Origin of the sequence: uncultured Moraxella sp. (genome assembly GCF_945873075.1) — a bacterium.
In the GTDB taxonomy this organism is placed as follows: Bacteria; Pseudomonadota; Gammaproteobacteria; order Pseudomonadales; family Moraxellaceae; genus Moraxella.
Genome location: NZ_CAMCBS010000008.1, coordinates 64,782 through 89,015, shown reverse-complemented (window position 1 = coordinate 89,015; position 24,234 = coordinate 64,782). Strand labels below are relative to the sequence as shown.

The 24,234-nt window shown below is 46.3% G+C and carries 20 protein-coding genes; 8 read left to right on the top strand and 12 right to left on the bottom strand.

All coding sequences use genetic code 11. The features are described 5' to 3' along the window. On the top strand, nt 1–182 hold a 182-nt coding region (locus tag Q0N89_RS04375; protein ID WP_294033766.1), incomplete at its 5' end, for a hypothetical protein. A gap of 4 nt (nt 183–186) precedes the next feature. After that, the gene (glnK, locus tag Q0N89_RS04370) at nt 187–525 is read left to right on the top strand and encodes a P-II family nitrogen regulator (protein ID WP_078253263.1); all 339 of its coding nucleotides are present in this window, start codon (nt 187–189) and stop codon (nt 523–525) included. 156 nt (nt 526–681) lie between these two features. Here glnK and Q0N89_RS04365 read toward each other — a convergent pair whose 3' ends face one another. Beyond that, nucleotides 682–1,230 carry a porin family protein gene (locus Q0N89_RS04365; RefSeq protein WP_294033763.1) on the bottom strand — a complete coding sequence of 183 codons (549 nt, stop codon included), beginning with the start codon at nt 1,228–1,230 and terminating at the stop codon, nt 682–684. Between the two features lie 666 nt (nt 1,231–1,896). On the opposite strand from Q0N89_RS04365, the gene Q0N89_RS04360 reads away from it, so the two are divergent. After that, nucleotides 1,897–2,565: a phosphoglycolate phosphatase gene (locus Q0N89_RS04360; RefSeq protein ID WP_294033761.1), complete on the top strand. Its 669-nt coding sequence runs from the start codon at nt 1,897–1,899 to the stop codon at nt 2,563–2,565. 10 nt (nt 2,566–2,575) lie between these two features. On the opposite strand, the gene Q0N89_RS04355 is transcribed toward Q0N89_RS04360, so the two are convergent. Then, entirely contained in the window at nt 2,576–4,087 is a 1,512-nt protein-coding gene (locus Q0N89_RS04355) for a YifB family Mg chelatase-like AAA ATPase (protein ID WP_294033759.1), read from the bottom strand. 54 nt (nt 4,088–4,141) lie between these two features. Further along, the gene (rapA, locus tag Q0N89_RS04350; protein ID WP_294033757.1) at nt 4,142–7,006 is read right to left on the bottom strand and encodes an RNA polymerase-associated protein RapA; all 2,865 of its coding nucleotides are present in this window, start codon (nt 7,004–7,006) and stop codon (nt 4,142–4,144) included. A gap of 226 nt (nt 7,007–7,232) precedes the next feature. Here rapA and Q0N89_RS04345 point away from each other — a divergent pair, with 226 nt between their 5' ends. Continuing rightward, nucleotides 7,233–8,177 (top strand): D-2-hydroxyacid dehydrogenase, encoded by a 945-nt coding sequence (locus Q0N89_RS04345; protein WP_294033754.1) that lies wholly within the window; start codon nt 7,233–7,235, stop codon nt 8,175–8,177. A gap of 141 nt (nt 8,178–8,318) precedes the next feature. Here the strand turns inward: Q0N89_RS04345 and Q0N89_RS04340 are convergent, their stop codons facing one another. The 9 genes from Q0N89_RS04340 to Q0N89_RS04300 all read right to left on the bottom strand — a co-directional run bounded on the left by Q0N89_RS04340 (nt 8,319) and on the right by Q0N89_RS04300 (nt 18,547). After that, on the bottom strand, nt 8,319–10,394 hold the full coding sequence (locus Q0N89_RS04340; protein WP_294033752.1) for a TonB-dependent siderophore receptor: 2,076 nt from the start codon (nt 10,392–10,394) through the stop codon (nt 8,319–8,321). 271 nt (nt 10,395–10,665) lie between these two features. After that, entirely contained in the window at nt 10,666–10,923 is a 258-nt protein-coding gene (locus Q0N89_RS04335) for a YfhL family 4Fe-4S dicluster ferredoxin (RefSeq protein ID WP_294033750.1), read from the bottom strand. Between the two features lie 26 nt (nt 10,924–10,949). Further along, on the bottom strand, nt 10,950–12,068 hold the full coding sequence (locus Q0N89_RS04330) for a hypothetical protein (protein ID WP_294033748.1): 1,119 nt from the start codon (nt 12,066–12,068) through the stop codon (nt 10,950–10,952). Then, nucleotides 12,065–13,519: a tRNA 5-hydroxyuridine modification protein YegQ gene (gene yegQ / locus Q0N89_RS04325; protein WP_294033746.1), complete on the bottom strand. Its 1,455-nt coding sequence runs from the start codon at nt 13,517–13,519 to the stop codon at nt 12,065–12,067. The genes Q0N89_RS04330 and yegQ overlap by 4 nt, the downstream gene beginning before the upstream one ends. Before the next feature lie 196 nt (nt 13,520–13,715). Continuing rightward, nucleotides 13,716–14,045 carry a hypothetical protein gene (locus Q0N89_RS04320; protein ID WP_294033744.1) on the bottom strand — a complete coding sequence of 110 codons (330 nt, stop codon included), beginning with the start codon at nt 14,043–14,045 and terminating at the stop codon, nt 13,716–13,718. 182 nt (nt 14,046–14,227) lie between these two features. Continuing rightward, nucleotides 14,228–15,643 carry a hypothetical protein gene (locus Q0N89_RS04315; protein WP_294033742.1) on the bottom strand — a complete coding sequence of 472 codons (1,416 nt, stop codon included), beginning with the start codon at nt 15,641–15,643 and terminating at the stop codon, nt 14,228–14,230. Between the two features lie 226 nt (nt 15,644–15,869). Beyond that, nucleotides 15,870–16,544, bottom strand: coding sequence for an IS607 family transposase (locus tag Q0N89_RS04310; protein WP_294033740.1), 675 nt, complete (start codon nt 16,542–16,544; stop codon nt 15,870–15,872). A gap of 79 nt (nt 16,545–16,623) precedes the next feature. Next, nucleotides 16,624–17,415 carry an NADPH dehydrogenase gene (locus tag Q0N89_RS04305; protein WP_294033738.1) on the bottom strand — a complete coding sequence of 264 codons (792 nt, stop codon included), beginning with the start codon at nt 17,413–17,415 and terminating at the stop codon, nt 16,624–16,626. 91 nt (nt 17,416–17,506) lie between these two features. Further along, nucleotides 17,507–18,547, bottom strand: a complete 1,041-nt coding sequence (locus tag Q0N89_RS04300) for an LLM class flavin-dependent oxidoreductase (protein ID WP_294033736.1) — start codon at nt 18,545–18,547, stop codon at nt 17,507–17,509. Nucleotides 18,548–18,762: 215 nt separating this feature from the next. On the opposite strand from Q0N89_RS04300, the gene Q0N89_RS04295 reads away from it, so the two are divergent. From Q0N89_RS04295 to Q0N89_RS04280, 4 genes are all read left to right on the top strand, one after another. Beyond that, entirely contained in the window at nt 18,763–19,659 is an 897-nt protein-coding gene (locus tag Q0N89_RS04295; protein WP_294033734.1) for a LysR substrate-binding domain-containing protein, read from the top strand. A 164-nt stretch (nt 19,660–19,823) separates the two neighbouring features. Next, nucleotides 19,824–21,092, top strand: coding sequence for an aspartate aminotransferase family protein (locus Q0N89_RS04290; RefSeq protein WP_294033732.1), 1,269 nt, complete (start codon nt 19,824–19,826; stop codon nt 21,090–21,092). Between the two features lie 58 nt (nt 21,093–21,150). Further along, nucleotides 21,151–22,512 (top strand): VOC family protein, encoded by a 1,362-nt coding sequence (locus tag Q0N89_RS04285; RefSeq protein WP_294033730.1) that lies wholly within the window; start codon nt 21,151–21,153, stop codon nt 22,510–22,512. 129 nt (nt 22,513–22,641) lie between these two features. Next, the gene (locus Q0N89_RS04280) at nt 22,642–24,159 is read left to right on the top strand and encodes an aldehyde dehydrogenase family protein (RefSeq protein ID WP_294033728.1); all 1,518 of its coding nucleotides are present in this window, start codon (nt 22,642–22,644) and stop codon (nt 24,157–24,159) included. The last annotated feature ends 75 nt before the right edge of the window (nt 24,160–24,234 follow it).

The following is a 24,234-nucleotide window of genomic DNA, read 5'->3' as shown; positions in this document are numbered from 1 at the left end:
AGATACAAAAACTGCCTTATTGTAGCAGGTTTTGGGCGTGGCGTGTTGAGATTGTGAAGCGTAATGAGTTCATTTGGCTAAGCGTTGCACACGCTGAATTGATGGTCAAAATCATCAAAGCGTTGGATTTTTGGCAAATTTGGCTATATAATAAAAAATCTAGCCAACTGCCAAGGATTTAGAGTTATGAAACTGATTTCTGCTATCATCAAACCCTTTAAGCTCGACGATGTCCGTGAAGCCCTATCTGAGATTGGTATCAATGGCATTACCATCACCGAAGTCAAAGGCTTTGGTCGCCAAAAAGGTCATACCGAGATGTATCGTGGCGCAGAATATGTGGTGGATTTTTTGCCAAAAATCAAAATCGAAATCGCCTGCAGTGATGAGATGACCGATGCCATCATCGAAGCTATCATCAAAGCTGCCAATACAGGCAAGATTGGCGATGGTAAGATTTTTGTGACGCCACTTGAACGAGTCATCCGCATCCGCACTGGTGAATTTGACGAAAACGCCCTGTAAGTCATTCTCGATAGCAAGCCTTGAGCTTGCTTTTTTATGCTGATTTTACCATCTGGTAGCATGATGATTGATTTAGGCTTGCTTTGATGAAAAAAACAATCGCCCAACTAAATGAGCGATTGTTTTTGTGCTTTTTAGAGCGTTACAGTACTTAGCTTAGAATGCGAAGTGTGCACCGATTGCTGCCATGTTTGCATCAGATGATAGGTAGTTGTAGCCTAGCTCAACACCGAAGTTAGCCGTTGGCTTGTAGCCTAGAGCCACACCACCAGCGATGCCAGTTTCGTCAGTGTTGCTATTAATAGAGCTTGAGCTGTTACGACCTTCAACATTCACTTCAGTTTTTGCAACACCCAGTTTGCCTTTGGCATAGATTGGGGTGTTGTTGAAGTTATAACGATATGTACCATAGACGCCATAAGTTTTTACATCACCTTCAACAGGGGTCGCACCGATGTTAAAATCTTTGGTGTCAGAACCCATGTATTCAGCTTCTACGCCGAAGTTTTGGTCGAAGTTGTAACCGCCATACACACCGTATGAAGTCACATTGCCGTCGATTTGGTCAGCGTCGATTGTACCAACTTTAACACCAACATAAGGCTGTGCTGCTTCTGATGTGCCATAGCTGATGGCTGCGTTTGCGCTCATCGCTAGAACTGATGATGCTGATAGTGCTAGTAGTGCTTTAGATAGAGTTTTCATCGTTTTTCTCCTTAGTGAGTTGGTTAATTAAGATGCCACATTGAAAAAGTTTTAAATCGTGTCATCTCAAACGATGGGTTCATAGTAACAAAATATTTCATACTGACTGTGCGTGTTTTGAGTGTTCTGTGTAAAGTTTTGCAAATTTTGGGGTATGCCAAGCAACACTCTACCCAAATATGCAACAAATTGTGTCAAAACTCTCTGCCAAGACCCGTCTTTTGCGCAACTTTGACAGGCAATTTGGCACAAGTCATCGCCAATTGATGAAATTTTAATCAATTTTAGCAAATTTTTGGGGATTTTTGGGAAATTGGTGGCGATTTTTGATGTTTGGCAAGATTTTTTTGGCAAATTTAATCGCACGATTTTGGTAAATTATTGCTGTCAAAGATTTTATTGGATAATTTTTTGCCCCTTTGCCCCAAAAAAACCATCAAAATCGCCGAAAATTTGAGCATTGTTACTCACTTAGGCAAATTTCGCCAAATGCCATCGGATATGTTACAATCAGTTTTGGGTGGATTTTTGATAAATTTGACAAAAAATCGTGCAGAGCGGTCGCACCTTTAGCCAAAACGGTGTAATTTTAAATTTAGCAAGCACGCCACCCAACTAAGCAGATGATAAACCAAGATAAGGCACAACAAAAAAAGGGGGAATGTGATGTCAAAATCAGTCATTATTTTTGATTTGGATGGGACGCTGATTGATAGCGCGCTAGATTTGGCGACGGCGGTCAATCGGATGCTGACCAAGCTTGATTTGCCTGCGGTCGCCATCGACACGGTCAAAAGCTGGGTGGGTAATGGCTCGTATAATCTCGTTACCCGTGCGCTCACTCATCATGATGCACCAAGTGATGACAAGGCGGTGCATGATGCGCATGAGATTTTTTTAGCTGAATATAGTCAAATCGCCAATGACACCACCGCCTATGCTGGCGTGCATGATGGACTAGCGACGCTACAAGCCAATGGCTTTCGCTTGGCATTGTGCACCAATAAGCCGTATCGCTTTTTGGCGGGGATTTTGGGTGCGATGGACTGGTCAGATAGCTTTGATGTCGTGCTAGGCGGTGATAGCCTACCCACCAAAAAACCTGACCCTGCACCACTACAGCATATCTGCACGACGCTCGGCGTCGCCATCGATGATGCCATCATGGTCGGTGATTCAAAAAACGACATCCAAGCAGGCAAAGCGTGCGGTATGACAACACTGGCGCTACGCTATGGCTATAACTATGGCGAGCCGATAGACTCAAGCGAGCCTGATGCTGCCTTTGATGATTTTGCTGGGCTGGTATCGTGGATTGTAGCGACTTATCGATAGCCCAATACTACTATCGATAACTTAGCGCTTCGGCAAGATGTGCACTGCCAATCATGTCAGCCCCTGCCAAATCAGCAATGGTACGAGCCACACGCAAGATACGATGATAACTGCGTGCTGATAGGTTGAGCCGTGCGCTTGCTAGCTTGAGCATCTGCTGTTCGTGCTCGCCAAGCTTGGCAACGCCATCAAGCTCGCTCGGTGTCAGCTCATAGTTTGCCTTACCTTGACGAGCGATGGCAATCTGCCGTGCCTTGATGACTCGCTCACGCACGACACTCGATGGCTCACCTGTTGGGGCATTTTGCAAATCATCAATCGGCAATGCCGGCACTGTGATGTGCAAATCAATACGGTCAAGCAGCGGTCCTGAAAGCCTTTCTTGGTATTTTTTGACTTGCTCGGGACGGCAGACACAGCGGTTCGACGGGTCACCATGATAACCGCAAGGACAAGGGTTCATCGCTGCAATCAGCTGAAAATCGGCAGGAAAAGTAACTTTGGTATTAGCACGAGAAATGGTCACTTCACCTGACTCAATTGGCTGTCTTAGCATTTCAAGTGCTTTACGGTCAAATTCCAAAATCTCATCAATGAACAAAACTCCATGATGCCCAAGCGTGATTTCACCTGGTTTTGGCTTTGAACCGCCACCCCCGCCAATCAATGCAGCTGGTGAAATTCCCTGCAGTATCGCCCTGAAAGGTCTTTCGCCAAAACGATATTCCACACCTGCGATGGAATAAATACTCGCCACTTCGAGCGCTTCGGCGTCGGTGAGTGGCGGTAAGATACTTGGCAAGCGAGATGCCATCATGGTCTTGCCCGAACCGGGTGTGCCTTTGAATAATAACGAATGTCCACCCGCTGCGGCAATCTCAAGTGCTCGTCTGGCATGGTGCTGACCTTTGACATCTGCCAAATCCTGCTGATAGCTGACGACTTCACCACATTCAGGGGTGGGCGCAATGGGCAATAAATCCGCTTGATTGCGATTGACACCGCACACCACATCTAGGTGGCGACAGACCGATGCTAGCGTATCTGCTGATAGCACGGTGATACCGCCGACTTTGGCAGCTTCGATGGCATTGCTAGTCGGTACGATTAGCTGTCTAGTATCGGGCATATTTTTAATCGCACGAGCCACAGACAGCGCACCTGTGATGGCGCGCAGCTCACCATTTAATGCCAATTCACCAATAAACTCAAAGCCATCGAGTATCTTATCATCAATCTGCCCACTGGCTGCCAAAATCCCAAGCGCAATCGGCAAATCCAATCGTGAGCCGTCTTTTGGCAAATCTGCTGGCGCAAGATTAATCGTCAAGCGCCGATTGGGAAATTCAAAGCCTGAGTTAATGAGTGCAGAACGCACACGGTCCTTACTCTCCCGCACCGCCGCTTCGGGCAAGCCGACAATGGTCAAGGCAGGCAAACCTTGAGATAAATGCACTTCGACTTCGACCTGCGGGGCATTAAGCCCGATGACCGAGCGAGTATGTACTTTGGCAAATGACATATCAATCCGTTTTATTCATCAATACCACAATGAGCATGGCATCAGCGCCATGCGTTATTCAGGCGAGACCACCACCAGCACTCGGATACTATCAGGCACGAGCGATAGATTGGCAAGTGCTGACAGACCCTGTTCTTTGCGCTTGGTGAGTGCGATAATCTCATCATCACGCACATTGGGGTTGATGGCTTGTAAGCGGGTCAGACGCCCGATTTCTTTATCCATATATTCCCCAAAGGCACTCATCGCCTGTGCACTAATCTCATCGAGCTGAGCTATAGCACGAGCTTTGGCATCTTGGGCACGAGCATCGATGATGGCGGCACGGGCTTTGGTCACTTGGCGCGCTCTTGGCTTATCAAGGCGGTCAATCAGTGGCATGATTTTGTCGGTGGTGGCGACTTTGGTCAAGTCATCGCCACGCTCGCTTAGGAACACTCTTAGGCTCTGCTGCGGCAAATAAGCGGATAAATTCAATGACTTAGCAGCGATGGCTTCGATACGATACTGACTTTCGATGAGTAGCATACCTTTTGGCAAGGCAGATGATTTGAGCAAGGCGACTTGGGTATTACCAAAAGTCCCTGACAGCACCATCTCAAGCACCGCCTGCACCAGCGGATGCTCATAAGTCATGTACTCCATGTCTTCACGAGCCAATGCCTGCTGACGGCTAAAGGTCAAAGTCATGCCATCTTCATCAATCGGCAGGCTCTCAATACCTTCGATGTCCACTTCGGATGCATCAACAGGATGGATAATCCACGAGCCATCACGCTGAACACTATAATCCATACCGACTGCGGTCAGATAGCGATCTAGGAACACAGGTAATAGCTTGTTGTTATCAAGCTCATGCATGGCAGTCTCAATGCGTGTGGCGACATTTGGACGGCATGAGTTATACTCAAGCAAGCGATCTCGCCCTGCTTGTAGCTCAGCTTCGAGCTGTCCACGATAGATGGCAGCTTCGGCAATCAGCTCAATGAGCGCTGTGCGGTTCTCTTCGCTCTCCCCACCTTCAAGTAATGGCTTGAGCGTAGCGATATAGGCTTCTTGGACAGATTGAGCGGTTGGGCTGATTTGATGGAAAATGTTCAATGCGCCATCATACCAGTTGTACAGACGCTCTTGGGCAGTCCCCATGACAAAAGGCACGTGCAGGCGGATTTGGGCAGTTTGACCGATACGGTCAAGTCGTCCGATGCGCTGCTCAAGCGTATCTGGATTGGCAGGCAAATCAAACAGCACCAAATCTTGGGCAAACTGAAAATTGCGCCCTTCTGAACCAATCTCCGAGCACAGCAAAATCTGCGCCCCCGCATCATCAGCAAAATACGCCGCCGCTTGGTCTCGCTCAAGTAAGCTCATCTGCTCGGTAAAAATCGCCGTCTTGATACCCGCGTGCAAGCGTAGTACGGCTTCTAGGCTCTCAATCGTCGCCCCACTGCGAGCAATCAGCAGTACCTTTTTGTGCTTCAGCTCTTGGCGCAATAGCCCAATCAGCCATGACACTCTAGGGTCGGTCTCAAGCCATGAGCCGTCAGGGTGATTTTCTTCGCCCCACAGCTGTTCACGCAGTTTGCCATCGGTATAGTGCGTACCTTTCCATGCATCAGGCAGTGGCAGTGGATAAGGAATACTCATGCGCCCGTGGAAACCTTGAACGCTATCACGGGTATTGCGAAACAGCACACGACCCGTACCATGACGGTCAAGCAGCTCATTAATCACATGGGTGCGCAGTCGCTCATTGGCATTGATATCAGCAAGCTCAGGTTCATCAAAGCCAAGTAAACCTGCCACGGCACGGATTTGCTTTTCGGATAATTCTTGACCATCAATCAGCAGTGTCGCCACCATCGCCACATCCGCAAAGGCATCTTGGGCAGCGATAAAATCATCCAAATCATCAAAGCGATGTGGATCAAGCAGTCTTAGGCGAGCAAAATGACTCTCCACGCCTAGCTGCTCTGGTGTCGCTGTCAAGAGTAGCACGCCTGCGATATTGGCAGCAAAATCCGCCACCATCTCATATTTATCATTACCGCCTTGCTCGCTATCCCAATGCAAATGATGCGCTTCATCCACGACCAGCAAATCAAAGCCTGCGGCATAAGCCTGCTCATACAGGTCATGATGGTCAAGCAATAAATCAATACCAACAATGATAAATTGCTCAGTCAAAAACACATTTTGCTCAGGGTTGTGTTCCTTAATGGATGCGGTACGCACCAAGTCAAACAGCGCAAAATCCAAATTAAAACGGCGCTTAAGCTCAATCATCCATTGATACTGCAAGCTATCAGGCACAAGCACAAGCACTCGATCGACCTTGCCGGTCAAAATCTGCTGATGCATGATAAGTCCTGCTTCAATGGTCTTACCCAGACCCACTTCATCTGCCAACAGCACGCGTGGCGATAGACGCTTGCCAACTTCATGAGCAATATACAGCTGATGCTTGATGATATCCACACGAGCGCCGATCAAGCCACGCAAGGGATGACGGCTTAGCATCGCATTGATACGCAGTGCATCTTGGCGCAGCTCATACCAATCCGCCCCTTCGATACGACCAGCGAGCAGTCGCTCAAGTGGTTTGGCAAGCGTGATATTCGCCGCCAAGCGAGTCTCCATCAGGCTCTTGCCACAGGTCAGATGATAACGCATCACGCCTGCGATGTCTTCACAGCGCTCGACGGTGAACTGATTGCCATCTTGGTCGGTAATGTTATCACCCACCGAGAACACCACACGAGACAGCAAAGCAGATGCCTTGGCATAGACTCGGGTTTCTTCGCTTTGGGGGAATAAGATGTGCACACAGCGTTCATCAACATTGATGACAACGCCAAGCCCTAGACTGGTTTCGCTGTCTGATAAATAACGCTGACCGATGGCAAAATTTTCACTCATTGACTTGCTCTTATTGTTTTTCGCAACTGGACGAATTTGTTATAAAACACCAAACCTTATATTTTACTTGAGTTTGGCGATTTTCGCATTATTTTTCTTTAGTTGATGGTTAAAATTTGTACGCTTGGGCAATTTTTCAACCCCTTATCCATTCATGGCTTATTCACCAAAATATGCTACAATGCCATCACGCCCATCTGTAGATTTTGTATGATAAGGATAAACCATGAAAGCTGTATTTTTGGATCGAGCGACTTTTTCGGCACAAATCACTCTACCCACGCCTGATGGCATCAGCGATTATCAAGTCTATGACGCCACGCCAAATGACACCGCCGCCATCATCGAACGCTGTCAAGATGCCGATATCATCATCACCAACAAAGTACTGATCACTCGTGATGTTATCAGTGCCCTGCCTAAGCTTAAGCTCATTCAACTGACCGCCACAGGTATGAATAATGTGGACAAGACAGCCTGCGATGAGCATGGCGTACAGCTGTATAATGTCGCCGGCTACTCGGTGGCAAGCGTGCCCGAGCATACCTTTGGGCTGATGCTGTCTGCCATGCGTGCGCTCAATCATTATCATCGTGTTGCCACTGATGGCACATGGCAAGCCGATGGACGGTTTTGTTTGCTTGATGAGCCGATTTATGACCTACAAGGTCGTACGCTTGGCATCATTGGTAGTGGCAATATTGGTCGTCGTGTCGGTGAGATTGCCCGTGTCTTTGGCATGACTGTGCTATACGCCGAACGACAAGGCAAATCGCCACGCAGTGCTGATTATACTGACTTTGACACCGTGCTCGCTGACAGTGATATCATCAGCCTGCATTGCCCTTTGACCGATGATACCTTGCGACTGATCAATGATAACACCATTGCCAAGATGACCAAGCGACCGCTGATCGTCAATGTCGCTCGTGGTGCGGTGGTGGATGGTGATAGCATTGTCAAGGCGCTCAATCAACAGCAGATTCTCGGCTATGCGTCCGATGTCTTTGATGATGAGCCATTTGCCAATGATGATGCACTGCTTGGCATCAAAGACCATCCACGAGTGCTATTCACCCCACATAACGCTTGGGGTAGTCTTGGCGCACAAGCCAAGCTATGGCAGATTCTAAGCAGGCAAGTCAGCACCTTTATCCGCCAATCAGCCTAAATGTTAAGTGTGTGATAAGCTGTATCATCATTAGATACACTTAATTTCAACATCTGATTCACTTCTTAATTATACAGAAAAACGCCCAAGTAGGTATATCTGCTTGGGCGTTTTTTTGGTGGAGAAAACAATCAGTATGAATTAGAAAGTATAATTCACACCCACACGGTATTCACGGCCGACGCCTGGATAGGTCGTTGCTGCGGCACGCTGTGAATGTGGATAATAAAATTCATCTTCAACATTGTTTACAGCAAAATTGACATTCATCTTATCATTGCCATATGGTTTCCAGTTAGCGAACACATCAGTTACACTATAACCAGGGCGTGAGCTAATGTTTGCACCTGCGACAACAGCATCTTCTGAATCCTCAACAGTACGGTTGCGCACGCCGATTTCTAGATTTGGATTGGCGAAGCGATATGCCAATGATGCCGTCCAAGTGCGTCCCACAGGTACAGCAAACTCAGGGTTTACTTCACTTGTAGAACTCAAGAAGTATTCAGGATTGCTCTCAGCCACACCAACTCGTGCAGTCAGACCGCCTTGGCGATAGGATGCACCAAGCTCATAGCCATGGTTCTTAGAATAGCCGTCATTCACCGCTTCTCGCTGACCTGCACTTTCGTGTCTGTCTTGTGGATTGACGATGACATCATTGACTTTTTGCCAATAATAAGTGCCGTCTAGACCAAAGTTACCATTGTTGTAGTTAAAGCCAATCTCAGTATTGCGAGCTCGCTCTGCTTTGATATTCGGATTGACTGACACACGAGCACGGCCCACCATCAGCGCATCATACAGGCGTGGACTGCGAGTAGCGTAGTTGTGGTTGGCACTAAAGCTTAGCGTTGGTGTCGCTTGATAAATCAAACCTAGGCTTGGGTTGAGATTACCACCAGTCGCATTGACGCCATCGTTGGCAGTGATATCAAAGTGATCATAACGCATACCACCGGTAACGGTCAGATTACCCACATCGCCAATGATCTCAACATAAGCACCTGTGTCGCTCTTTTCTGGCGTGTGCGTCATGATGCTAGGATTGATGTTGCCTGGGGTGATTTCTTGATGGCGATAGTTCACACCATACTTAACGACAGTATTTTCACCCGCCAAGGCATCAAAATTGATATTCGCACCTTTGGTTTCAATCTCGGTGGTGGTCTCAACTGGGTCAGGATAGGCAGATGCATTACCATAGCCACAGTAGCCACAGCCACGATCATCGGCCGAATAGCGCTCATTTTTCATCAGATAAGCATTGGCAGTGATGTCATTGACAAAGCTTAGACCCAAGTCCTTGGCAGTCCATTCAAGGTTGGTATTACTCAGTGATGTCTCACGATAAGCAGGTGCTTGGCGAGCCAAGCTCAATCTCGGCTGTACATCAGCGCCAAATGCCGAAAACTCTTCACGCACGGTACGCACGCCTGCTTGTTCATCTTTCATATGGCTAAGTACTAGGCGATGCTTGCCAAGATCTGCGCCGATTTTTGCCAAGTAACTGGTGGTCTCAAGCGCACTGTATGGCACATAATCTTCGCCATCGATGCCATTGACATAGCCATCACCAGCTTTGAAATTCTCTTCGTTTTTAAAATTATACGAGACCAATGCATCAACATTGCCCATACGACCAAAGGCAGTGGCGCCATAGTTATAGCCATCATTGCTTGAGTAGCCTGCATTGATCTTAGCGCCATAATCCTTGTCGCTATCAGCCAACAAATCTTTGGCATCTAGCGTCTTAGCGATGATTGCACCGTTGGTCGCACCGATACCTGCTGATGCCGATCCTGCGCCTTTTTGGACGCTGACGATCTTCACCAATGATGGATCAAGGATAAATCGGCCTTGATGATACAGAATTTGGCTGTCTGAATAGGCATTATCCACCTTGACATCCACAGAGTTTTGACCCATACCACGAATGGTCAAAAACTGCGATGCACCGGTACCGCCACCGATATCAATCGCAGGTTCTTCTTCAAGCAAGCCACGCAGATTGGTCTCGGTGCTCTCATCTTTTTCTTGAGCAGTGACCACATTGGTCTTAACTTTAGTGCCTTGACGGTCGATGACAATCGTGTCGCCTTCTAACACCACCGTTGGCTCGACAGCTTGTTCGATGGCTTGCTCATTGGCAAAAGTGGTGGTTGTCAATACACTCATGACAGCCAAACTTAGGGGGAGTTTTGCAAATTTTTTCATAATTTCCTCTATCATGGTTAATCAGTAGCCAAACACATCACGATACACATTCACCACAAAACCCAAAAAGCAGTAAGACTATCGTGAGTTTGGTAACGCTACGGAAATGAATTTTAGCAGAATAATTCTTAGTTGTAAATGATAATTGGTACTATTTGATAAAATAAATGGGAATTATTTGTATTTATAGATGTATTAAGATTGATGTTTGGCTATCAATAAGCCACAAAAAAAGCCTGTGATACAGTGATTCACAGGCGGATAATAGGTTTTATTTATTCCAAATGGTTTTATATTTGCTCATCAGCTCATCGGGTGACTCGACACGCTCGGGGTCTTTGATGATACAATCAATCGGGCAGACCTTATCGCAAGTCGGCTCGTCATAAAAGCCCACGCACTCGGTGCATAGGTCGGGATTGATGACATAGGTTTTTTGACCTTTTTGGTCATAGCTGATGGCATCATTGGGACATTCTGGCTCGCAGATGTCGCAGTTGATACAGTCGGTGGTGATTTTTAGTGCCATGTTTTAGCGTCTTTTATTTGTCCGAATTATGCGCCGATCCATTCATTGTCATCATTGGTCAGATTATGACAATTTTCACAGCCCAATAGCCAACACTTATAAAAATAATGCAAATCTGCCAAGCATTGTTCTTTTGCAGACAACTCGGGGGTAGGCGGTGTATCTATAAATTGGCTGATTTGAGCCAACTCATCTTGATGATATTGAATGGTGTCTTGGATGTCTTGTTTTTCACTGTCTTTACAATTTGCCAACTCATCTTGATATTCTTGGATTTGCACCATTTCTGCATCAATCAAGCCTTTTACATAAGCTTGCCACGCAGTCATATCTGTCTGCCAAATGGCATAACAAAGCCATGTCCAGCTAAAATGAAAATTAAATTTCCCATTTAGCGTCTGGTAAGATTGTTGATAATCACCCATCAGCGCATAACAATAAGCAATATCCAAGCGGGAGTCAGTATTGTAACTTTCTGCCAATACCAAAAATTTCTTGGCGGTTGCTAAGTCATTATTAATGACATTTAAACGCACTTTATTTAAAGCAATTGAACAAAGATAATCTTTGATAGATTCATCATTCAGGCAAGAATGCTTATCTTGCAACATATCAGAAAATATATCAATCGCTTGATTATAACACTCATCAGCCTTTGTAAAATCCTGTTGAGCGACATAAAAATTAGCTAAATTATTATAAAGATAAGCAAGCTCATGTTGATGGCTATTCTGATAATCTTGTGGCGTATTATTAAATAAGATTATAGATTTTTGATATAATTCAATCAATAAATCAGAATGATTGTTAATCGCTTGAATATTGGCAGTATTGCTATAGTCCGATGGTGAAAACAAAAGGTTGGCATACACAATATATGGATAAAATGACTTTGGATTTTTGGCGATTAACGCTTTAAATAACGGTAAAGCCAAGTCAGTTTCGCCATATTCATAATATGCCCAAAAAGCATAATTATGGGTGTTTTTGATATTTGGATTAGCCTCATAAGCCTTTTTGAAATATTCCAAATCCTTGCGACCATCAGGATTAGCAAGATAATAAAAAGCGATTTTGCTTAATAACTGATCGTCGTTTGGATTAGATTTTTCAGCTTGTAATAGCTCGGTTAATTCATCACTCATGTATAAATCGGCTCATTAACCTGTTTCATGATTAGGGCGAATTTTAGCACATCATGATCCATATCTTTGAATGGATTGATAATTTGGCAGATCCAGCCAGAGCCCAGCGCGCCATCGATTGGCTCGCCTTTTTTGTTCCACATCTGATCAAGTGTGTAGGTGATATTGCCTTGCGGGGTCATGATTTCGATGGTGTCGCCGACCATCAGTTTGTTTTTGACTTCTAGGGTGAGTCGCTCATCACTGATGGCAGAGACTTCGGCGACGAACTGCTGATGATCGGTCTTGGATGAGCCGTATTCATAGTTTTGGTAGTCGCTATGGACATGACGGCGCAAGAATCCTTCGGTATAGCCACGATTGGCAAGCCCATCCAGTGCTGTGATGAGACTGGTGTCAAATGGCTTGCCTGCCACTGCATCATCAATCGCACGGCGATAGACTTGGGCGGTGCGTGCCACATAGTAGTGCGACTTGGTACGCCCTTCGATTTTGAGCGAATGTACGCCCATATTGACCAAATCAGGTACGAGCTCCACCGCACGCAAGTCCTTAGAGTTCATGATATAAGTGCCATGCTCATCTTCGTACATCGCCATCAGCTCGCCCGGGCGGCCTTCTTCTTCGATGAGCACCACTTCATCTGATGGCTTTTCGACATAGTCATCACCCATCACCATATCGCCATTTAGGTTAATTGTGCCGATGGCGTTGCTGTCGTTTGTTTGATTTGGCACAAAGACTTGCGCAGTGTCTGTGCTTTGGGTTACAGGGACGATGTCGCCGGTTTCGTTCTCGGTGGCTTTGTAGGTATTGTACGACCAGCGGCAGGCATTGGTGCAAGTGCCTTGATTGGCATCTCGTTTATTGATATAGCCTGACAGCAGGCAACGACCTGAATACGCCATGCACAGCGCACCATGCACGAATACTTCGATTTCCATATCAGGGACTTCGGCGATGATTTGCTCAATCTCTTTCATTGACAGCTCACGGCTGACGATGACACGGCTGACGCCCATTTGTTTCCAAAATTTCACCGTCGCCCAGTTCACCGCATTGGCTTGCACTGACAGATGAATCGCCTGCTCGGGAAATGCTTCACGCACCATCATAATCATGCCTGCATCCGACATGATGAGCGCATCAGGCTTCATCTCAATCACAGGGCGGATGTCTTCGATAAAGGTCTTAAGCTTGGCATTATGCGCTTGGATATTGACCACCACATAAAACTGCTTGCCAAGACTGTGTGCATACTCGATGCCACGACGCAGATTATCTTCATCAAAGTCATTATTACGCACACGCAAGCTATAACGCGCCTGCCCTGCATAGACGGCATCTGCGCCATAGGCAAAGGCGTATTGCATATTTTTGAATGTCCCTGCTGGGCAAAGCAGTTCGGCTTTTTTGGTTGGCGAAGTAGGTTGATTGGCGGTTTGGCTCATCATCGGCTGCCTGTGTGATTCTTTTAAAAAGTATGAGAAATATTGGGAAAATTATTCTTATTATACCAAAAAATTCCGAGTATGCCACTAAGGATTACCAAAAGTCATAAAATTCCCAAAACCTGCCGTGATTTTGGCAAATTTTGGGAACATGGTTTAATTATCCTGTTAATCATCAGTTTATTATCAGTAATGCTCAATACCCACGAGCATATGACGGTGGCAAGTCTTGCATTTGTTGTGCTGTTAGCCCCAATCTCTGTTGAGCATTTAGCCACCAATGCGGGTCTCTGAGCAGCCCACGACCGATGGCGACTAGGTCGGCTTGTTGCGACTCAAGTACAAAATCAGCGACCAGCGCATCATCAAGCATACCCACAGCGATGACGGGCAGGTCAGTGGCTTTTTTGATTTTATCAGCCAAGCCCACTTGATAGCCTGCGCCAAAGGCTGGATGATGACCCTTGGTAAGCACACCATCACCGCCACCGCTGACATGAATCATATCCACGGTACCCAACATCATAACATTACATCACAATGGGATTTTTAGACCCTTGCAGGTCAAGGCTTGTACCGTTAGCCCGTAGCAAACCGTTCCTGTTGAATTTCAAGTAAATTCTCAGTCAGTTGTTTGCTTGATAACATGAGCAAGGTTGCGGTCTGTTGCTATCTAGTGCTTGGACTGTCCTTGCTGATGGTTTGGTTTTAGAACACAGCTTGTAGCTGTTGTTCTAAGCTGTTATTTGTTTGAAGTTGTTTTGCCAATCGCACTTCTCTGGCTAATTTGGCGATATTCTTTTGTTTTTTGGTGTTTTCTTTGAGCTGTTTTTGTAGTTTGTCATAAGCATCTTCTTCTTGTTTAGTGTACCTATCTTTAAATCCTAAGGCTCGCCTTGCAATGGTGTATGCCGCTGACATATGGACATTTAGCTTCATATGCGCAAACTTGATTTTACCAATTAGGCTGGTAAAGGCGGGGTTTACACCTACCAGATACACAGAATCTTTTGCGGTTCTGCTCAACATACAGCGTTTAAACATGGCGTATGGCAAGCTGTGAAGCATTTTATTATAAGACCGTTTACCCATATCAGACTGACCTTGAGCAGATTTAGCCTTCTGTTTTTTAAGCATAAAGTTTAAATCTTCAATCGCCAATGCCATTTGCTTTTCTTGAGCAAGCTGGCTTAACTCTTTTGCGATATGCGCAAATTGGTTCTTGTTAAAACCACTACTTTGTAACTCATAGTCAATCTTTTGGATACCAAGTAACCTACCGTTATTATCAACATACGATAGCGCCAAATGGTCTTTGTTAAAATCAATACCAATCACACCTTTGCTACAGTTGGCGACAACAGGTTGTTTGTCATCGGTGATATTTTTGCAGTTAATATCAATGACGCAGACCATATAATACCGACCGTTTTTATAAACAAAGTTGTAAGTTAAAGCTTGACCTAAAGGTCTAGTGCTGTCTTTGCCACTGTTCTCCAGTCGATATTGCAAGGCTTGGTTGATTTCATCCACCAGATAGTGGAATTTCACCTGTCCAAACACATATTTATCATCGCCTTTGGCATCTTTATAATCAAAATCTTTGCGCAGTTGGAATTGGTAGATGCCTTTATCATAAATCATGGTCATTTGGCAATTAAGATTACAGGATTTGTGGTTCTTATCCCCAATGAACATCATATGTCCATCACGATGGTCAAGAAACGCAGTTTTATGTCTTTTGCTGGCATCGGTACCCGTCGATTTGCGAGCAAGGCTTTTAGAACCAAAGCAAACATTCACTTTGCCACTATCAATGCGTTTTTCAAGCTTAGCGATACTTTGTTTAACACGATTGATTTTTTGTTTGATTTGCCAAATAGCACGTTTGCTTCTTTGGTAGCTTTCAAGTTGTTTGGTAGTTGCTGTTTTGTCCAACACCTTTTTACGTAATTTGGCAAGGACTTCTATTTTCTCATCCAACCGTTCATTTAAATCAGCCAATCCTTGCTTTAAACCGGATAGATTAATCAAGTTTAGTTCTTTGACGGATGCAATTTTACCACGAGCTTCACCAATGATAGCATCAGCGGTTCTTGAACTGATATTGTACTCATCTTGCATCCAGCTACGATATTCACTAATTAAGATGCCATGATTGGGTGTTATTCTATCTTGGATGCGGTAGTATACTGCATCAGCATTATTAAACGCATGAAAGGTGCGTCTTAGAATATATGCATATTCTCGTCGCTGGGCGTCAAGATATGCAATGACTTCTTTGTTGTGCTTAGGATGTAGTAGTGTTTTACTGCACAGCACAAGCTTATCTTGCGCAAATGAATAACTGTCACTCATCATCAAGACCTGTCATAATGGTGTCTAATTGATAATCTTCTACTTGGCTTTTGTGGCGAGAACGCATACCATACAGCTTACCGCTAAATGATGCCATTAGGCTCATCATGTCGTGTACAAGCTCTTCTTGAGCAGATTTGGGATATTCTTGTCCAACCAGTACGATTTTAGCACCATGACTTAAGCAGAACTTCTCTAGGTAGTTAAATCCAAAGCGGGTAAGGCGGTCTTTATAGGTGATACATACTCGAGATACATCACCAGATGCCACTTTATCCATTAAGGTTAATAGGCCTTTACGCTTATCATTCAAACCCGAACCAACATCTTTAATCACCATAGGATTATTTAAATCCCCAATCGCTTCTAAGATGCTGACAGCTTGTCTGTCTAAGTCACCATTTTCTTTTTGTTGATGCGATGATACACGAGCATAGACGATGTCTATTTTATCGGTATTGGCAACTTCATACCATAAGCGGTGTTGTTTTAACAAAGTAACCAGCTTATCTTTGGTCATATAGCGACGACCTGCATCGGTGCGTTCAAACAGAGTACCGCCACTGTCAATATCTTTAAGACGCAGAGTATTGTAATGAATATTAAGCATTTTAGCGACTTCTGATGGACGATAAGTCGGTTTGGTCAAATCTTTATAGGTGTACATTAATGAATAGTAGTAAATAGTGGAATATAACTATATATTACAACATTGGTATTAGAATGGTAAGTGGTTTTTATATAAATTATCGGTGTTTAGTGATATAAGTTAGTATTTCTGGTAGTTGTTGGGTAACGCCTGCTTTGGCAAACCGCTGTGCCATCTGTACACCATAGTCGCTGTCGTAGCCATTTTCGCCGTATTCTTGGGCGCTGATACGGATGATCAGTGGCATATCAGCAGGCATCACAGCTTTGACCGCTTGGATGACTTTTTCGCCAAATAAGAACTTATCTTGACCATATTCATCATCACGCACATTGGACTTAGGCGAGCTAAACTGATGAATCAAATAACCATGCGCGCCATGTAGCTCAATCACATCAAAGCCTGCCGCCACCGCACGACGCACCGATGCCACAAAGGCGGCGATGGTATCATCAATCTCCTGCACACTCATTGCCTTTGGCGTGATTAGGTTTTGCCCTTCATAGTCAAGCTTGCCATAGTGGATGGCACTAGGGGCGATGGCATCTGGGCAGTCTTGCGCCTTACGCCCTGCGTGGGCGATTTGGATACCGATTTTGGCGCCTTGGGCGTGTACGCCATCGACGATACGCTTGAATGCGTCAGCTTGTTCATCATTCCAAAGCCCCAGACAGCGTGGCGAAATACGTCCATTTGGCGCAACATTGGTCATCTCAACGATAATCAAGCCCACGCCGCCAATGGCTCGACTAACATAATGCACATAATGCCAGTCGTTCGGCATACCGTCTGTAGCTTGGTATTGGCACATCGGTGGCATGACGATGCGGTTTTTGAGCGTTAAATTTTTGATGCTAAATGGCGTGTGTAGATGGCGAAAGCTTGGCATGGTGTTTCTCTTTTTAATTGATCATAAAAGATTTATAAAAATCATTTTGGTTGTTATTTTAAATTTATTAAATCATTAAAACAATTTAGCATTAACTACTCAAATCAGCTTCAGCAGTCTGATTGAGATCTTGGACGATATCATACAGCATCTGATAGCTGTTTTGTTGTAAGTTTTCGTCAAAAATATGACTCATCACCATCAGCTCATCGGCTTGATAGCGTGATTGGAATGCTTGTAGCTGAGCCTTCACGGTATCACGACCACCGATGAATGAGCAGGCGGTCATGTGCATCACAGCGGCTTTTTCGTGCGGTAGCCAAATGGCATTCATATCATCGACAGGCGGCTGCATCGGCTGACCCCGACCACGCACGACATTCAAGAATGACTGCTGCTGTGTCGTCGCCAGATATTCAGCATGCTGATCGCTGTCAGCGACGATGGCATTACAGCCGATGATGACATACGGCGCATCCAGCGTATCCGATGGCGCAAAGTGAGTGCGATAAATATGCAGCGCTTCGGGCATCAGCGCTGGCGCAAAGTGACTGGCAAAGGCATAAGGCAGCCCAAGCCGTGCCGCCAAATATGCACTGTCAGTGCTCGAGCCTAGGATATACAGCGGAACTTGGGTGCCGATGGCGGGGATCGCCTTGACATCGCTCTGTACTGCATCATCACCAAAATATCGCTGCAGATCAGCAATATCCTGTGGAAACTGATGCGAAATATCATGTGCATGGCGTCTGAGCGCCGCTGCGGTCTTGGGATCGGTGCCTGGTGCTCGCCCAAGCCCCAGATCCACACGATCTGGATACATCGTCGCAAGCGTCCCATACTGCTCAGCGACCATCAGCGGACTGTGATTGGGCAGCATCACCCCACCACTGCCGACACGGATGCGATCGGTCTGCGACAGCGTATGACCGATGAGTACTTGAGTTGCTGAGCTCACTAGCGAGCGGGTGTTGTGATGCTCGGCGATCCAGTAGCGATGATAGCCTGCCTGATCGGCAAATTTGGCAAGTGCAATCATGCTGTTGATGGCGTCTTTATTGGTCTGACCTTGGCGGACGGGTACTAGGTTTAGGATGGAGAGCTTGGTATTTTGGTTAGTTGCTTGAGTCATTATCAGCCCCCTATGGCTGTCTTGGGCTTGCCAAATCATAAAATAGCAAAATACAACATCAATGTATTGGCACACCCTGCATTTATCAATAGCAAAACAATAAACTGATGAGTTCATGAATCGGTGATGTCGTCATTTGGCTTGGGTGTGTTGTGAAAGCAAGTGGCGGTATGCTATTCTATGTGAAATTGACATAACTTATTGCCATCGCCACCATGACCCAGCTCAACTACCGCCGTTATCCATCCACCACCGCCTTGCAGTGCTTTGAGTGCACCGCTCGTCATCTTAGCTTCACTCGTGCGAGCAAAGAGCTGCACATGACCCAAAGTGCGGTGAGTAAGCAAGTCGCTCAACTTGAAGAACTGCTTGCCGTTCAGCTGTTTCACCGCTCAAGCTCGGGGCTATTTTTGACCCCTGCCGGTCAAGCCTACTACCACGATGCCCAAAACATCCTACAACAGCTCGAACTCTCTACGCTCAATCTGATGGCACATGGTGTTGAAGCCGATACCTTGCACATCATCTCGCACGCAACTTTTTGTGCGCAGTGGCTCATCCCTGCACTCAAAGGCTTTCGCCAAGCGCATCCACTCATCCATCTAGACATTGCCGAACAAGCCAGTGCTCTACTCGGCGATAATATCGACATGGGCTTTGTGTATGGCGATGGCGTGTGGGCAGGTATGGAAGCGGTGAAGCTGTTTGATGAATGTTCGGTAGCGGTCTGTGCGCCTGATTATTTGGATAAAATCAATGACTTATCACATCTGGCATCAGCACACCTATTACAAGTACGCACCCGCCCCCGTGCTTGGTATGAATATTTTGCCGAACAAAATCACCCTACCGATACGGCACTGATGGGCGTGCGTTTTGATACTTTTAATGCCTGTATCAAAGCCGCCAAGCTAGGCTGTGGTGTGGCGCTTGTGCCATTGCGATTTGTCAAAAATCAGCTTAACCAAGGCGAACTTATCCAAGCCCACCCCTACCAAATGGCAGGTCGTGGCGCATACTATATGGTGTATCGCACCGAGCTTGGTCATAGCCACAAGGTACGCACCATGCTTGATTGGATTCATCAGTATCTGAAGCAGCACAGTGGATAATGTGTCCTGTCAGCACATCGCCATGTTTTTTTGCCATCTTGCCATGACAAAACAGAATACCCCACCGCCAAATATTCGTTTGATGCACTGAATCAAACTTGCCAAAATACCCTTATTACACTCATCATGATTGAATTTTTTGTGTATTTGTATAAGGAAGTATCATGGCAACACCAGTACATCTGCCCGATGGCATGGGCATCGTCCACCCCATCACCCTAAGTCATGGCAACAATGCCCGTGTATGGGACACGGACGGCAAAGCATATATTGATTTTTTTGGTGGGATTGGCGTGCTTAATTTTGGGCATTGCCACCCTGCCATTGTCAATGCCATCGCCACACAGGCAATCAAGCTCACCCATGCCGCTTATAACGCCACTTATCACACCCTTTATACAGACTACATTAATCGACTCACTGACATCATCCCGATTGATGATGATTTATCGGTCATGCTCACCAATAGCGGTGCTGAAGCAGTCGAAAACGCCCTAAAAATCGTCCGCCAAGCCACAGGCAAAGCAGGCGTGATTGCCTTTGATGGGGCATTTCATGGGCGTACGCTTGGCACAGTGAATCTAAATGGTAAAGTCGCCCCCTACAAATCAGGCTTGGGACTCTTGGCAAGTGGCGTGTATCACATTCCTTTTGCTAGCCGTGATACAGGCGTGAGCGTTCAGACGGCGATTGATGCGCTTGAGCGACTGATTAGCGTTGAAGTAGATATAGCAAACATCGGTGCGGTGATTGCCGAGCCTGTACAAGGCGAAGGCGGGTTTGCCGTGATGGATAGCGAGCTTGCCAAGTATCTGCGTGCGTTTTGTGATAGGCATGGCATTGTGCTGATTTTTGATGAAATCCAAGCAGGCTTTGGGCGTACAGGCACGCCGTTTGCCTTTAGTCATTTAGGCATTGAGCCTGACATACTCTTACTTGCCAAAAGTATGGCGGGCGGTATGCCACTTGGGGCGGTCGTTGGGCGGGATAAATTCATGCAAGGGCTGATTAAAGGCAGTCTTGGTGGGACTTATTCGGGCAACCCTGTGGCGTGCGCTGCTGCGATGGCGGTGCTTGAGATTATGGCGGATGATACGCTGTGGCAAAATGCCAAACGCTACGCCGACACGCTTGAGACGACCATCAGCACTTGGCAACAAGACGGTATCAGCGACTGGGTGGCAGGCTTGACAGGCATTGGTGCGATGCGTGGCATCATCCTAAAGCACCCCAAATACGGCACGCATCCTAAGGTCATGGACTATGTACTGACTACCGCAAGAGACAAAGGCTTATTACTCATGCCAAGCGGCAAATATCGCCATATCATCCGCCTGTTGCCCCCATTGACCATTGAGATGGAAACCTTGCATGAAGGCTTGACTATTTTAAAAGATGTCTTGGCAAGTATCCCTGATGAGATTGTTCAGTAAATTTATCATTAATTGTCTTGATGATTGTCAATTAGCTAATCAATAAATGGAGTTTTTTATGAGTCAATTTATCCCAAAAGCTGATATTCGCCACGCCTTTTCGCTAGCAATGTCAAAGATGTACCAAACCGAAGTGCCATTGTACAAAGATTTAATGGACTTGGTGGCGGACATCAATGCTGATACACTTGCCAAAGATAGTGAATTAAAACAACACCTTAGCAATACAGGCGAGCTATCTCGTATTGATTTGGAGCGTCATGGAGCGATTCGCTTGGGACTGCCAAGTGAGCTTGCCACCATGCGTCGGCTATTTGCGGTGATGGGGATGTATCCTGTGGGCTATTATGACCTTGCCCCTGCGGGTGTGCCCGTACATTCAACGGCGTTTCGTGCCATTGACAGTGCCGAGCTACAGATAAGTCCGTTTCGGGTGTTTTGCTCGCTACTACGCCCAGAGCTCATTGACGATGACAAACTGCGTGATACCGCCCTACAAACCTTGCAAAACCGCCAAATTTTTAGCGATGGCGTACTAGCTTTGATTGACAAATGCGAACAAGACGGCGGACTGAACGCTGATGATGCTGATAAATTTGTCAGTGAAGCCATCAAAACCTTTCAATGGCACAAAACATCGCCCATTTCCAAGGCGTTTTATGAACAGCTATTATCCCAACATCGCTTGATTGCCGATGTGGTAGGGTTTTATGGTCCGCACATCAATCACCTAACGCCGCGCACGCTAGATATTGACGCAGTACAAGACGAAATGGGTCGCCGTGGCATCACCGCCAAAGAAATCATCGAAGGACCACCACGCCGCAACTGCCCGATTTTGCTGCGCCAAACAAGCTTTAAGGCACTCAATGAAGCGATTACCTTTACAGGCGACGGTGAAGAAATTGGCAGTCATACCGCACGATTTGGCGAGATTGAACAGCGTGGCATTGCCTTGACACCAAAGGGTCGCACGCTGTACGATGAGCTACTTGCCAAAGCACGAACCAATCTTGCTACGACACCCGAAAAAGACCCTGATGCGTATTACAAGGCACTATCGGAGAGTTTCGTTGCATTTCCCGACGACTATCAGACGCTGTATGATGAGGGTTTGGCGTATTTTTATTATCAGCTAAGCGACGATTTTGCCAGCAAAGATATGGGCGATAAATCGGTACAAACGCTACTGGGTAATGGCGTATTGCGACCTGAACCGATTGTCTATGAAGACTTTTTGCCTGTGTCAGCAGCAGGGATTTTTCAGTCCAATCTAGGCGACGATGCCAAATCAGGCTATGATGGCGCATCCAACCAAGCCGCCTTTGAGCGTGATTTGGGCACAACCGTCTATGATGAATGCACGCTCTATCAAGCGATGATGGATCAATCATTGGTAGAGTGTTTGCAGAGATTGTAGTCGCTTTTAGTTCATACCCTTTCACCATTCCAGCTAGGAATGAGTGTATGAATTATCCACGGTTGCACTTTTATGCAAAACACGATAAGTTATTCGTATCAAGCGAACCGTAACTTACAAGGAGTTTTTATGTCTTTAGCCAATCAAACCCAAGCCCTACTTGCCAAAATGGGCGTCCCAGATACCTATCTAAACGGTGATTATGCCGTCCATAGTCCGATTGATGGCAGTGAGATTGCCAAAGTCGCCCTGCATTCTACCGATGATGCCCACACGGCTATCGCACAGTCCAAAGCTGCCTTTATCGCATGGCGAGTGATTCCTGCGCCCAAGCGTGGTGAATTGGTGCGTATTTTGGGCGAAGTATTGCGTGAGCATAAGGAGGATTTGGGTGCTTTAGTGTCAATTGAAGCCGGTAAAATCACCGCCGAAGGCTTGGGCGAAGTCCAAGAGATGATTGATATTTGTGATTTTGCAGTTGGTCTATCTCGTCAGCTGTACGGCTTGACCATCGCATCAGAACGCCCTAGCCATCATATGCGTGAGACATGGCATCCGCTTGGGGTGGTGGGTGTGATTTCTGCGTTCAATTTCCCTGTAGCGGTATGGTCGTGGAACGCTGCCCTTGCATGGGTGTGTGGCAACTCAGTAGTATGGAAACCATCCGAAAAAACACCACTGACCGCCATCGCTTGCCAAGCATTGTTTGAAAAAGCAGCTGCCAAATTCACCCAAAGCACAGGCATCGCCGTACCACAAGGCCTATCAGCACTACTACTTGGCAAAGCTGATGTGGGCAATGCATTGGTGGAAAGCCATGATGTCGCTTTGGTGAGTGCCACAGGTAGTACTCGTATGGGTCGCATGGTTGCCCCAAAAGTTGCCGAGCGTTTTGGCAAGTGCTTACTTGAGCTTGGCGGCAATAACGCCATGATTGTTACCCCAAGTGCAGATTTGGAGTTGGCGGTGCGGGCGATTTTATTCTCGGCGGTGGGTACGGCAGGTCAGCGTTGTACCACGCTACGCCGTTTGTTTGTCCATGACAGTATCAAAGATGTGGTGCTTGAGCGTGTCAAAAAATCTTATGCCAGCGTGAGTATCGGCAATCCAATGCAAGGTAATCTCGTTGGGCCATTGATTGACAAAGACAGCTTTGATGCCATGCAAAACGCCATCAGCCGTGCCATTGCCGAAGGTGGCGTGCTGACAGGTGGCGAGCGAGTGCTTGCGGACACCCACCCTGATGCCTATTATGTCAAGCCTGCCATCATTGAGATGCCAAGCCAAACTGATGCGGTCAAGACCGAAACCTTTGCACCGATTTTGTATGTGATGAGCTATAGCGATTTTGACGAAGTCATCAATCTTCAAAACGATGTCCCACAAGGCTTATCATCATGTATCTTTAGTGATAGCGTCAAAGAAGCGGAGTATTTTTTGAGTGCTAGCGGTAGCGATTGCGGTATCGCCAATGTCAATATCGGTACAAGCGGTGCGGAAATCGGTGGTGCTTTTGGTGGCGAAAAAGAAACTGGCGGTGGTCGCGAATCAGGCTCGGACGCTTGGAAAAACTATATGCGTCGCCAAACCAACACGGTGAACTATTCATCAGAATTGCCTTTGGCACAGGGCATTGTGTTTGATTGATACTCTGATAACTTTTTATCAACAAACATTCATTAGAAATGGGCATCACATCGGTGCTCATTTCTTTGATTATTT